Source organism: Microcoleus sp. M2_D5 (assembly GCF_036701935.1).
Classification (GTDB): domain Bacteria; phylum Cyanobacteriota; class Cyanobacteriia; order Cyanobacteriales; family Microcoleaceae; genus Microcoleus.
In genome coordinates, this window is record NZ_JAUBRP010000010.1 from 104,380 (window position 1) to 116,685 (window position 12,306).

10 protein-coding genes and 1 pseudogene are annotated in these 12,306 nt (G+C 46.2%); 3 read left to right on the forward strand and 8 right to left on the reverse strand.

Annotation, left to right across the window (positions count from 1 at the left end; genetic code table 11):
• Positions 1 to 22 precede the first annotated feature (22 nt).
• Positions 23 to 1,378, forward strand: coding sequence for an aminotransferase class III-fold pyridoxal phosphate-dependent enzyme (locus QUA50_RS06785; protein WP_333263972.1), 1,356 nt, complete (start codon positions 23 to 25; stop codon positions 1,376 to 1,378).
• Positions 1,379 to 1,801: 423 nt separating this feature from the next.
• Here the strand turns inward: QUA50_RS06785 and QUA50_RS06790 are convergent, their stop codons facing one another.
• From QUA50_RS06790 to QUA50_RS06820, 7 genes are all read right to left on the reverse strand, one after another.
• On the reverse strand, positions 1,802 to 2,842 hold the full coding sequence (locus tag QUA50_RS06790; RefSeq protein ID WP_333263969.1) for a tetratricopeptide repeat protein: 1,041 nt from the start codon (positions 2,840 to 2,842) through the stop codon (positions 1,802 to 1,804).
• A gap of 446 nt (positions 2,843 to 3,288) precedes the next feature.
• Positions 3,289 to 4,062 (reverse strand): BMC domain-containing protein, encoded by a 774-nt coding sequence (locus QUA50_RS06795; RefSeq protein ID WP_333263966.1) that lies wholly within the window; start codon positions 4,060 to 4,062, stop codon positions 3,289 to 3,291.
• 353 nt (positions 4,063 to 4,415) lie between these two features.
• On the reverse strand, positions 4,416 to 5,105 hold the full coding sequence (locus QUA50_RS06800) for a carbon dioxide concentrating mechanism protein (protein WP_333263963.1): 690 nt from the start codon (positions 5,103 to 5,105) through the stop codon (positions 4,416 to 4,418).
• Between the two features lie 289 nt (positions 5,106 to 5,394).
• On the reverse strand, positions 5,395 to 7,032 hold the full coding sequence (locus QUA50_RS06805; protein WP_333263960.1) for a ribulose bisphosphate carboxylase small subunit: 1,638 nt from the start codon (positions 7,030 to 7,032) through the stop codon (positions 5,395 to 5,397).
• Positions 7,033 to 7,150: 118 nt separating this feature from the next.
• Positions 7,151 to 7,456, reverse strand: coding sequence for a EutN/CcmL family microcompartment protein (locus QUA50_RS06810; protein WP_006635057.1), 306 nt, complete (start codon positions 7,454 to 7,456; stop codon positions 7,151 to 7,153).
• Positions 7,457 to 7,860: 404 nt separating this feature from the next.
• On the reverse strand, positions 7,861 to 8,202 hold the full coding sequence (locus QUA50_RS06815; RefSeq protein ID WP_006635058.1) for a carbon dioxide-concentrating mechanism protein CcmK: 342 nt from the start codon (positions 8,200 to 8,202) through the stop codon (positions 7,861 to 7,863).
• Between the two features lie 96 nt (positions 8,203 to 8,298).
• Positions 8,299 to 8,610, reverse strand: coding sequence for a carbon dioxide-concentrating mechanism protein CcmK (locus QUA50_RS06820; RefSeq protein ID WP_006635059.1), 312 nt, complete (start codon positions 8,608 to 8,610; stop codon positions 8,299 to 8,301).
• Between the two features lie 623 nt (positions 8,611 to 9,233).
• On the opposite strand from QUA50_RS06820, the gene QUA50_RS06825 reads away from it, so the two are divergent.
• A complete protein-coding gene (locus tag QUA50_RS06825) occupies positions 9,234 to 11,108 on the forward strand; it encodes an NAD(P)H-quinone oxidoreductase subunit F (RefSeq protein ID WP_333263954.1) in 1,875 nt (624 codons plus the stop codon).
• A gap of 143 nt (positions 11,109 to 11,251) precedes the next feature.
• On the opposite strand, the gene QUA50_RS06830 is transcribed toward QUA50_RS06825, so the two are convergent.
• Positions 11,252 to 11,863 carry a Uma2 family endonuclease gene (locus tag QUA50_RS06830; RefSeq protein WP_333263951.1) on the reverse strand — a complete coding sequence of 204 codons (612 nt, stop codon included), beginning with the start codon at positions 11,861 to 11,863 and terminating at the stop codon, positions 11,252 to 11,254.
• A 183-nt stretch (positions 11,864 to 12,046) separates the two neighbouring features.
• On the opposite strand from QUA50_RS06830, the pseudogene QUA50_RS06835 reads away from it, so the two are divergent.
• Positions 12,047 to 12,306: pseudogene (locus tag QUA50_RS06835) on the forward strand (RNA-guided endonuclease InsQ/TnpB family protein); the annotation flags it as partial.

The following is a 12,306-nucleotide window of genomic DNA, read 5'->3' on the forward strand; positions in this document are numbered from 1 at the left end:
CTCAAACTCTGGAAAATTCAAAATGAACGAACAATTACAGCAAAGACACATGAAAGCCCTGATAGAGCGCTACACCTATCGCACCAAGACTTCTAAGAATTTCGCGCAAAAATACCGTCCGGTTCTCGCGGACAATCGGGCTTCTGATGGGTTTCGCTTTCCTGTCAAGGAGATGTTTTATCCGATTGTTGCCTCGCGATCGCTTGGCTCTAAAATGTGGGATGTTGATGGCAATGAATACATCGATATCACGATGGGATTGGGCATCAATCTTTTCGGTCACAATCCGCCTTTTATTAAAGAAGCCCTATTAGAGCAACTCGATCGCGGTGTGCAAATTGGTGCACAAGCAGAACTTGCCGGAGAAGTTGCAGAATTAATCTGCGAACTAACGGGAATGGATCGCGTCGCTTTTTCTAATACCGGCACTGAAGCGGTGATGGCAGCTCTACGATTAGCTAGAGCGGCAACTAAACGCAATAAAATTGCTTTTTTTTCTGGTTCTTATCACGGTCATTTTGACGGAACTCTCGCAGTTGTCAAAAAGATAAATGGCGATTTATGCACCATTCCAAAAGCGCCAGGAATTCTCGCTAATTTTATTGAAGATGTTTTAGTTTTGGATTACGGAAGCCCTCATGCCCTGGAAATTATCAAAGCTCACCAGCACGAATTAGCTGCGGTTCTCGTGGAGCCGGTGCAAAGCAGCCGTCTCGATTTGCAACCCAAAGAATTTCTCCAGCAACTCAGGCAATTAACAAAAGAATCAGAAATTGCGCTGATTTTTGATGAAATGGTTAGTGGTTTCCGAATTCATCAAGGTGGCGCGCAGGCGTGGTTTGGCATTGAAGCAGATATTGCAACTTACGGTAAAATTGTCGGGGGCGGTATGCCCATTGGAATTATCGCGGGAAAAGCTGCTTATATGGATAAAATTGACGGCGGTTTGTGGAACTACGGTGATGATTCCTACCCCCAGGTAAAAACAACAATTTTTGCCGGCACTTTTTGCAAGCACCCACTTGCTCTGGCCGCTGCGCGTTCCGTACTGCGCTATCTTAAAAGTCAAGGCCCAACCCTTCAGCAGCAGTTGAATCAGCGAACTTCGCACCTCGTTGAAACCCTGAATGCTTATTTCAAAGAAAATGAAGTATCTGTCTGGCTTGTAAATTTCGGATCGCAATTTCGCGCTGCTGCATCCGTTGAGATAGATCCGCTACTTTTTCACTTACTCGAAAAGCGTATTTTCATATCCGAAGGTCGTAGCTGCTTTCTCTCCACTGCTCACACTCATGAAGACACAGATAGCATCATTCAGGCGGTTAAAGAGAGCATTCAAGAAATGCGCGAAGGAGGCTTTTTTCCGATTCAGCAATAAACTTGGTTTTTGACCTATCGCATTTTTAACGGACTCAGATTTAACTCACCTCCGAACCTCAATTTTCAGGAATGGAGAACTGGGCGATCGTTTTGGACAGAAATTGTTGAATATTTCTACTTACCATTGTCTCGGATGATTCACTTTGAGCTACTCAATCCATGTACGCTGTGCGTTGGGGATTGCGGAATGTGAGTTTAATTTTCAGTGCGTTGCATCTGCGCTTTCCTCGAAGATTGAGGCAATAAGTCTCAGGACTAATGGTTACTAAGGAATGAGATTTAAATAACTTACACTCTTGAAAGTGGGGAGTAGGGGCCCTAGCGTCGGGCCCGCCCTTTTTGGACGGGCTTTCAGGCCCATCCCACCATAACAATTAAAATTGTAAGTTATTTAATTCGCGATCCTAAACTACTGACTAAATCAATCATTAATAAATTCACCTTCACAGATAATCGAGTCTCTTTTCTCCAAATCTTCTTGATTCCATACCGCGTTAAATGCTGCGGAACTTAAGGAAGTTGACATCGTATTTAATGTTGTGTTGTAGTATTCGGCAGCATTATTAAGTTCTACCTGTGGCGCTTCCTTGAAGTATGAATTAATATCAGGCGTACAACGCTGGGCTTGGTAGTATAAATAAGCTTCAGCATTAATGCACATTACGTGGTAAAAATCCTTATTTGCTGCCGCAACATCTCCAAGTTTATACAGCGCTAAACCCCGGTTGAGATAAGCTTTAACATAATTCGGATCTAGTTCTACTGCTTTGTCAAAGTCTTCAATTGCAAGCTGCATTTGTTTTAATTTATAGCGAACGCAACCTCTGTTATAATAGGCATAAACATTTTGTGGGTCGATAGCGAGTGCAATGTTGTAATCGGCCATCGCCTGCGTATTGTCTCCTAATTGGTGGTAACAGAGACCTCGATTTATGTAAGCTTTGATATATTTAGGATTCAACCGCAGCGTTTCGTTAAAGTTTTCCGTTGCTGCCTCTTTTTCTCCCAAAAGGTAGTAAGCGCGACCCCGGTTGTAATAGGTTTTATAATTGTGGGAATTGATAGATAGAGCTCGATTGTAGTCTTCTATTGCTTCTTCGTAGTTTCCTAAATTAGCAAGTACAAGTCCCCGGTTGTTGTAGATAGCGTGGCTGTTAGGCTTATTTGCTAAAGCGCAGTTGAGATCTTCAATGGCTTTTTCGTGTTCTCCGAGATGACGCCAAGCATTGCCTCGATTCAAGTAAGCCTCGAAGAAATTAGGATTGATATCTAGGGCTTGGCTGAGGTCGGCGATCGCTTTTTGGTAGTCTTTCATGTAATAGTAAACCAAGCCGCGATTGTTATAGGCTTTGGCATCGGCGGGATTGAGTTGCAGTATGCGATCGAAATCGTCGATCGCCGCTTCATAGTTTCCTTTCTTGGCGCTGTGCAAACCGCGCTTGTAAAATTGTTTGAGGTTCATAGGTCAACTTTCAGGATTGCTTGATTCTGGGGGTTGATTCCTGTGCAGTCAGTTTTGAGTTGAACAACTGTTAAACTTCTCTTTTTTGGCCACCCGTTATTAGATTACCCTCAAATTGATTGTAGGCTATCTACCGGAAACAGGATTTTAGGTTCATTTTAACAGCAGTTAAATCCTGTGGAAAGGCTCTGCACGTCGGCAGGATTTACTTCGTCAGTTCCATTGTTTAGGCGATCGACTTTCGCTTAAAAGTCTAGTTTTAGTTGGTGTTCTGTGTCTCTTGATGCGGCTGCGCTCGGCTCGATCGGCAAATTAAGTTTGATACCGCTACTCAGTATAAATTGTTGCCAGCAGTCCTACCGAGTAAACTCTATATTTTTTTGACAAATTTCGTCTCAGTATTTGCTGCAGTACGTATCTACAAACTTTTGTTGCCTAATTACCAATTAGCGATTTATTTCTTCTTCTACATAAACCCTCAATTTCTCCAAATCTGGAAGTTCGATCAATTCTTGTTCCTTTTCTTTAACCGACACGGGCATCATCACAGGTTTACGCTGCTCGATCCAGCAACTCGCCAGCGGTAAAGTTTGTTCCAAATCTTCCAAAGGCCTCGGAATTACCATCACCGCGTTCAACTCGCCAATTCGCTCAGCTTCGTACATTCCGGCCTCTACGGCTACTGCTACATCTGCTACTGCACCGCGAATAATTGCCGTGCACAAACCGGCGCCAATTTTCTCGTAAGCTGCCAAGTGTACGTCTGCGGATTTGAGCATAGCATCGCAAGCACCCACCATTGCCGGGAATCCCCGGGTTTCGAGCAAACCGATCGCCTGATTGCTAAGCCGAGAATAACTGCCTTTTTCCGAAAGTTCAGTCAGCCGAAAGCCGATCGGCAAAACCACTTCCAAATTAGCCAAAGGCCTAGGAATCACCAACTTAGAAACAAACTGCCCGAACTGTTCGGCAGTTTGAGCTCCAGCTTCCACAGCCAAACGCACATCCGAAATTCTGCCCCGGACGATCGCGGTACAGTGACCGGAACCAATTTTTTCGTATCCTACTAAAATCACTCCTGCCGACTTCAGCATCATGTCAGCAGTCCCCACAATTGCCGGAAAACTCTTGGTGGATACCAAACCCAAAGCGGTGTCTTTGAAGTATTCCTGGCGCTGCGATCGCTCTTCGTGACTGTTACGATCTATTTGTCCGTCCATCTTCTATTACCCTTAGAAACTTCCCAAAATAAAAATTTGTTGATAGTTTATAGTTTCTCAGATGAGAAGACAGACTGCACGAGCTACAAGACACAGATTGCTGCGGCAAGGCCTTACAAATTGCTGAGCTACCAATAATATGAGATTACCTATTTATATTTGATCTTTCTGCCTTCAGCATAGCTGCCTTTTGCCGAAATGACCAAGAATTTCAAAGGTGATACCCGCCACGTGATTTATCTCGCGCAAATCAATCGAAAGCATCTCAAATCTAAAATCCTTGCGTCCCCCGAATTTATAAGAGCGCAAGTCAATCCAAAATCCAAAATCTAAAATCTCAAATCGAATGACGGCTACCCGGAACCGCCCGATAGAGTTTGGCCGTTTTCCTCCGAGCGATTAAAAGCTTGTCGGTGCGGAAACAGCGTCCCCAACAGCCGATTGATGTGAGCTTGACCGTACAGAATAGTTGGCGTTTCCCCTGGTTGAGGCGGCTCTGCGGCGGTGGATTCCGGCGGGTCTGGGGCCGTCTCCGGCGCAGTTTGAGGCGGTGTTTGGACTGGTTGTGGCGGCTCGATCGGCTCGATCGGTCGATCGACTGGTGGCGTAGTGGCTTCGGGGGTTTCTGGTGATGTTGGCGCTGCTGTTGGCGCTGCTGTTGGCGCTGCTGCTGTTGGTTCTGGGGCGACTTGGCGGCTGGTATCTCCCATTAGAGAACCTGCTGCCATAATTTGCATTTTGTCGATACAAGGATTGATTAGGGTCGTCGCGGCACCAATACAGGCATTTTCCCCGATCGTTCCCGCACCTATCACCAGCACCCCTGCACCCAGAATAACGCCCGCCGCGATTTCCAGAGTACCTTCACGGGCGTGAAGGATAACTCCCATACCGATACAGGCACCGGCGGCGATCGAGATCCGGCTTCCGGGCTCTGCTTGCAGGATTGCTCCAGGGGCGATCGCCGCACCCTCATGAACAACTACATCGCCACTCATCAAAATCTGAGAGTTGCTACTTAATTGCAGGGGCGATAAATACATTCGACTTCACCATGAAAGGAGCTATTTTTTTCGATAAAACGACTTTAAATTATGGGTTTTCTCGACTGATAAATTTAACCATGTCAATCTAAGAAACGATAATTTACTAATACTGAGAAGCTTGATGCTTTAACGTTTTATAGAAACTTTCAGAAGATTCTAGATTTTGACCAACATTTGTGAATCGAGCTTTTTAACTATCTCAAATCCAACTTCAATCCGCTGGGGTTTCTCCCGTTGGCCCCAGTGCGAGGGCTGAACGGAAGAAACAAGCTAATTACCTAGCAAATTAAGGACGCTGGATAATTTCTTCCAGTACCCGGCGCTTCGCCTTGGAGTCGATGCCCAGCAAGCGGACGTACTCGCCGCTGTGTTCTTTGAGACAGCTTTCGAGGGCAGAAATCACTTCGGATTCGCGGTTGGATGAGATCGGGGCGCAACTGCTCCAAGAACCGGTGCGGAAACGGCGCGCGTCGGCGTGTTCCGTGCCAATTTTGTAGCCTTGGGAAAGCAGGTTGCGGATTTGGTCGATCGTCTTGCCGGTCAAACTTCCGCTGCTGGCCGAACCAGTCGAAGCTGCTTTGTATCCCGATGTTGCTGCAGGCTTGGCCGATTGAGCAACTGGGCCGTCTGGACGCTGAATAAGTTCTTCTACCACGCGGCGCTTAGCTTTCGGGTCAATCCCGATCAAGCGCACGTACTCGCCTGGGTACTCGTTCATCACAGATTCTAAAGCGGCGATCGCCTCAGATTCATTTCTCACTTGCAGCGAAGCCCCGCTTTGCCAAGAACTGGTGCGGAAGCGGCGCGCGTCGGCGTGTTCCGTGCCAATTTTGTAGCCTTGAGCTAGCAAGCCGCGAACCTGAGTCACTGTTTCGGCACTCAATTTTCCGCTTGACACGGAACCGCTATTGTGGTATGAAGCTTGTTGTGCAACTTTACCGTTAGATTGGTGAGTTTTCGCACCGTTAGAACCGTTAGAGCCGTTTTCTCCCGGTCTTTGGACGATTTCTTCTAGTACGCGGCGCTTGGCTTTGGTGTCAATCCCGATCAAGCGGACGTATTCTCCTTGGTGTTCGGCCATGCAAGCTGACAAAGCCGCGATCACTTCAGAGTCACGGGTTGAGGAAATCGGGCCGCAAGTACGCCAAGAACCGGTACGGAAGCGGCGTGCGTCGGCGTGTTCGGCTCCCACGCTGTATCCTTGAGCTAGTAAATTACGGATGCTATCGGCAAGAGTTGAACTCAATTGGGTGCCGGCATGGGTAGAATATTTGGTTTGAGTCATATTTGGGTTTTTAGTTTGCTCGTTGCGAATTGGTGCTAGACAGGCGATGTTCTCAGCGCAGCGATAACCCGTTCTCAGAGCGTCATTGATGCCGATGACATGGGTCGCAAATTGAATGTCAGAATCTTGAACGTCAGGCAAGCGATCGGCTTGCTTCTGATTAGTGATGATGGCTCCCGAAGGTACGTACTTACCGGGGGGAATCTCCACATCTTTAATTAGTACGTGCATCATGACAATGCAGCCGTTGCCCACTCTGGCATTGAACACCGTGGAGCGAAAGCCGATAAAGCAGTTGTCGCCCACGTAGGCCGGGCCGTGAATTAAACTCATGTGGGTGAGGGAAGTATTTTTCCCCACCCACACAGAATAGGATTTGTCGTCGTCTCCTGTGACACGGCCTTGTTCTAGGCCGTGAATCACTACTCCGTCTTGAATGTTGCTTCCTTGTCCGATATAAAAAGGAGTGCCTTCATCGGCGCGGATAGATGTCCCGGGGGCAATCATCACATTAGAACCGATATGCACATCCCCAATAATGTTAGAAAAGGAATGTACGAAGGCGGTGTCGTGAATTTTAGGCTCAGCCAAGTTTTTCGACCAAGGCGTCGGGGGAGCCGCAACGTTGCGGACTGCCATAAATTAAGTTCTCCTAAGCTGAAAAATCTTTTTGTTAGTTGTTAGTTGTTAGTTGTTAGTTGTTAGTTGTTAGTTGTTAGTTATTTTTCCACTAACTGCTAACTGCTAACGGTTGCAACTAGCCGTACGGGTCGTCTTTTTTACTGTAAATGAGGCGGTTTTCTACATTGACAGTATCTATAATGCCTACTACTAGAGCATCGATCGGACGGTTTTCGCTTCCGGGCGCGATCCGGGCTGCGCTGCCTCGGGTTACTAAAACCCATTCATCTATACCAGCGCCCACACAGTCAGCGGCTACCTCATAGCCGGGAACTGGCGAACCTTCCTCATCGATGAATTGCAGCAGTAGAAATTTCGATCCTCTCAGTGTCGGCTCTTTTTGGGTACTGACAACTGTGCCGAGAACTTTGGCCATTTGCATTTTAGGTAATAGGTAATAGGTAATTGGTAATTGTCATTTTTTCACTTAGTCACTTGTCGTTTTTAGATTTGCTTTCTTCTGTCTGCTCTGCGTCTTTTAGAGTTTTTCGTCTAGTAACTAATGACTCGCCAGAAACGGGTAAAATTCCCCACTTAAGTGGACGAGATCGAAATTTTAGACTAAGAGTTCAAGCTCCCCAATTCAATGCGAGAGTCAATCTAAAATCTAAAATCTAAAATCTAAAATCGACGGACTCATGATTCATGACTAATAACCAATATCCCATGCCCACCTCAATTAAAAATTAAAAATGCTAAATCAAAAACATCGCGATTTTTAATTTTTAATTACCAAACGCCCCTAACAGCCGTGAAGCGAAGCTATCCCGTAGGGAATCGCCTATCTTATGATCTGTTGAGAGGGCGAATGCCACTCACGCCTTCACGGAACTGTTCTACAGCTTCGGTGTAGCGAATCGGCAGCACGTACTCTAAGTTTTCGTGAGGGCGGGCGATAATGTGGGTGGACATCACTTGTCCGCCGTTAACGCGCTTCACTGACTCTACTCCGGCTGCGACAGAAGCTTGCACTTCCGAGACATCTCCTCTTACAATGACCGTAACCCGAGCGCTACCGATTTTTTCGTAGCCTACCAAGGTGACGCGGGCTGCTTTGACCATCGCGTCAGCGGCTTCTACCACTGCGGGGAAGCCTAGGGTTTCGATCATGCCAACTGCAATTGCCATTGGTTTTACTCCTGATTGAATATTTGGGGAACTAAACAGTTAATTTTTGACGATCGCACAAATTTTTCTTTAACGAAATTTTTGTGCGCTAAGAACTTAGTAGCCTCGGAACTGTTCTACTGCTTCTGTATATCGAATCGGCAGAACGTATTCTAGGTTTTCGTGGGGGCGAGCGATGATGTGGGTAGAGACGACTTCTCCGCCGTTGACCCGCTTGACGGATTCCACTCCGGCTGCGACTGAGGCTTGGACTTCCGACACGTTGCCGCGCACAATTACGGTGACGCGGGCGCTGCCGATTTTTTCATAGCCCACGAGGGTAACGCGGGCAGCTTTGACCATAGCATCGGCAGCTTCCACCACAGCGGGAAAACCTTTTGTCTCAATCATTCCCACGGCAATTGACATTTTTGAATCTCCTTTGAGGATGAGCGAAATTACCGTTACAAATCTTTGAGAAATCTAAAAATTTGGACGGGGAGGCCCACATTTTTTAGTAAGGCAGTGTAAAGCTTCCTATCCTATAAGAATAGGGGAAGCTGTCCACCTTGACAATATAAACTAACATCATAATGTTTAATAACAAAAATTAAATTTTTTTATGTTACTTAAAATAATTTAATATTTATTTAATAATCTTAATATAGAGAAGGGTAGATGCCGACGACGAGGGGGGATTAAAGTAAGTAATAATACTCATAAAGTAGAGTTCGGTATGTGAAGCCGGAGCTGAGTTACTGTAGGGAAACTGGGGGATTCCCAAAGGGGATCGCAGGGAAATAGGCAAAAAAGGCAGTCTTGGCCCATTGGCAGGCATTTTTTTCTTTGAGTGCCTCGTCTGCTCAGCATATAAATTAGTGTTGAGATAATTATCAGTTTTGATGCTTTCATGTATAGTTAATCTGGACTGCAAATTATTTTGCCACAACTATACGATCGGGTTTAGTCAAAGTTTTAGGGCCTCGCGCGATCGCCCGCGACTGTTTTTGTATAAAAGCAGCCAGTAATTTCAAGTTTAAGGCATAAATTAAATGACTCAATTTCTCCTCCAAGCCTGTTGGTGGGTACCTTTATATGGCTTAATAGGCGCAATTTTAACTTTGCCGTGGTCTACCGGCACCGTTCGCAGAACAGGCCCGAGACCAGCCGCTTACTTCAATTTGCTGATGACAGTGGTGGCTTTCATACACGGATCGGTTATTTTTACAGCGACTTGGGATCAACCGCCTCAACAGTTGCTCGTGCACTGGGTGCAAGCAGCCGATTTAGATTTGTCTTTTGCAATAGAAATCTCCACGGTCAGCGTCGGAGCAATGGAGTTAGTTACACTTCTGAGTTTGCTAGCACAAATTTACGCTCTAGGCTACATGGAAAAAGACTGGGCGCTAGCTCGATTTTTTGGGCTGCTCGGTTTTTTTGAAGCAGCAATTAGCGGCATTGCTATTAGCGACTCACTGCTTCTAACTTACGCTTTATTGGAAATGCTGACGCTTTCAACTTACTTGCTAGTCGGGTTTTGGTACGCTCAACCGCTGGTAGTAACAGCCGCTAGAGATGCGTTTTTAACCAAGCGTGTAGGAGACGTGCCACTGCTGATGGGAGTAGTGACGCTTTCAACTTTAGCAGGAAGTTTGAATTTTTCCGATTTAGAAACATGGGCTGAAACTGCTACTTTGTCTCCCCTAGTGGCGACTCTTTTAGGTTTGGCTTTAATCTCCGCACCCACGGCCAAGTGCGCTCAATTTCCCTTCCATTTGTGGCTCGACGAGGCGATGGAAGGGCCCAACCCGGCTTCGATTATGCGGAATACGGTAGTTGTGGGCGCTGGGGCTTATGTTTTGATTAAACTTCAGCCTGTTTTAGCGCTGTCGCCCGTGACGGATGGGGTGCTGGTGGTTTTGGGTGCGGTGACGGCTGTTGGCGCTTCCTTGGTGGCGATCGCCCAAATCGACCTCAAAAGAGCACTATCGCATTCTACCAGCGCTTCTTTGGGTTTGGTGTTTATCGCCGTGGGGCTAAATCAAGTTGACATTGCTTTACTGTTGCTGTTCGCGCACTCGATCGCCAAAGGCCTATTATTCATGAGCGTAGGGTCAATTATTACCACAACTAACACTCAAGATTTAACAGAAATGGGTGGGTTGTGGTCGAAGATGCCTGCCACGACTACCGCTTATTTAGTAGGCGCTGCGGGGATGGTAGCCTTGTTGCCTCTGGGCAACTTTTGGGCAATGCGGCGCTGGCTCAACGGTTTTTGGACGGTGCCTTTGTGGCTGGTAATAGTGCTGCTTTTAGTTAACGGTTTGACAGCCCTAAATTTAACCCGCATATTCGGTTTAGTGTTTGTGGGAAAACCGCAGCCGAAAACTCGCAGAGCTCCAGAAGTTGGTTGGCCGATGGCTTTGCCGATGGTAATTTTGACAGTAATGGGGCTGTTAGTTCCTTGGATGTTGCAGCAGTGGCAACTGTTAATTAGTTGGACTGGCCCTTGGGCGGAAACGGGAGATTTTGATGCTTTAAATTTGCTGTTGAAGACGCTGGATACACCGCTGTTGCTGTTATCTGGGTTGATAGGCGTTGCGGTTGGGGTAGCGATTTATTGGTACGGGGTTTTACCTCGACCGGTACGGCTGCCGGTGCCAGCCTTGCAGGATTTGTTTGCTTACGATTTTTATATCGATCGAGTTTACCGCTTGACTGTCGTTTGGGCTGTGGCTGTTATTTCTAAAATCAGCGCTTGGACTGATAGGTATGTGGTGGACGGGGCGGTTAATTTGTTCGGTTTTGCCACAATTTTCAGCGGTGAAGGGTTGAAGTACAGCGGCACCGGTCAGTCGCAGTTTTATGTGTTGACTATTGTGGGGGGGGTTGCGGTGTTGCTGGGGTTGATTATTTTGCAGTTTTAAACCGCAGAGGTTGGCAGATGATTTTTTTTGGTTTGTCTGCTTTTTGTCTGATGTTATTTAATATTCAACCGCAGATGAGGGCGGATGAACGCAGATGAACGCAGATGATTTGATTCTGGGTTTGTCTGCTTTTTTATCTAATTTTATTCAAACTCGATCGACCACAATTCGCTCGCTGGAACTTCCCAACCGGGCAAAAGTTCGGGAATTGAAATCATGTCGCCGTCTCTCAATACCACTGGCTCTGCTTGGGGAGTGTAAATTGTTATTGTGCGCTTGTCAGGGTCGATTAATATTCCTACTTTTGCTCCGAGTTCGATAAATGATAAGATTTTTTCTCGCAGGGGTTTGAGGCGATCGCACTGAGATTTGATTTCTACAACTAAGTCGGGAACGAGTTCGGCAAAATACCTTTTACTTTGTTTGAGGCGCGAGGCTATTACAAAAGAAACATCGGGAGCTCTCAGATCGGAATTGGGGAGGATAAACCCGCCGCTAGATTCAAATACTCGTCCGAGTTTGCGGGGTTTGACCCAGTTCCCCAAAAGTCTGCCAAACTCTGCTCCTATTTCGCTCGATACAATGTCTGATGGGCCCATAATGATAATCTTCCCGTCTACCAGTTCTAATTGGTAGTCTAGATGTGCTTCGCAGAGTATACCTTGCAGTTGTTCCAAGTCGGCAACTGTTAGGCGGGTGGAAGGAGAACCGGATTTAATTTGCAAATCTTCTCGATCTGTAAGACTTGTGGTCATAGGAGGATTCCAGAGACATTTGAATCTATATTAACAAGAAAATGGGTCGATCGCTTTTATAAAAAATACCCTGAAAACCCTGTGACTTTAGTCCAGGGATGAAAGGGCATTGCAGGATTTATCCTGCCTACCAGTTTCAAAATCGCTAAATACAGTAAAATAAATCAAGGGAGGTGAACTCAAATGTATGCAGTCCAAAAAAATATTTGGCATTTAACGGGACTCAATAAAACCATTGTTGAGCAACTACTAAAATGGTCAAATAATCTATTCAACGTCGGGACTTACGAAAGTCGGCAACGATACTTTAAGGACAAAAGTGCAGTCAAATATCTCGATTTGTACAAAATTGCCAAAGCCAACGAAAATTACGGGTTGCTTTACTCGCAAGTCGCTCAACAATCATTAAAATCTGTTGCTGAATCCTTTAGCTCTTTCCGAGC

Excerpts from the sequence above, each read along its gene's own strand:
- QUA50_RS06785 (WP_333263972.1), top strand. The coding sequence starts at position 23 with ATGAACGAACAATTACAGCAAAGACACATGAAAGCCCTGATAGAGCGC.
- QUA50_RS06790 (WP_333263969.1), bottom strand. The coding sequence starts at position 2,842 with ATGAACCTCAAACAATTTTACAAGCGCGGTTTGCACAGCGCCAAGAAA.
- QUA50_RS06795 (WP_333263966.1), bottom strand. The coding sequence starts at position 4,062 with ATGGACGGACAAATAGATCGTAACAGTCACGAAGAGCGATCGCAGCGC.
- QUA50_RS06800 (WP_333263963.1), bottom strand. The coding sequence starts at position 5,105 with ATGTATTTATCGCCCCTGCAATTAAGTAGCAACTCTCAGATTTTGATG.
- QUA50_RS06805 (WP_333263960.1), bottom strand. The coding sequence starts at position 7,032 with ATGGCAGTCCGCAACGTTGCGGCTCCCCCGACGCCTTGGTCGAAAAAC.
- QUA50_RS06810 (WP_006635057.1), bottom strand. The coding sequence starts at position 7,456 with ATGCAAATGGCCAAAGTTCTCGGCACAGTTGTCAGTACCCAAAAAGAG.
- QUA50_RS06815 (WP_006635058.1), bottom strand. The coding sequence starts at position 8,202 with ATGGCAATTGCAGTTGGCATGATCGAAACCCTAGGCTTCCCCGCAGTG.
- QUA50_RS06820 (WP_006635059.1), bottom strand. The coding sequence starts at position 8,610 with ATGTCAATTGCCGTGGGAATGATTGAGACAAAAGGTTTTCCCGCTGTG.
- QUA50_RS06825 (WP_333263954.1), top strand. The coding sequence starts at position 9,234 with ATGACTCAATTTCTCCTCCAAGCCTGTTGGTGGGTACCTTTATATGGC.
- QUA50_RS06830 (WP_333263951.1), bottom strand. The coding sequence starts at position 11,863 with ATGACCACAAGTCTTACAGATCGAGAAGATTTGCAAATTAAATCCGGT.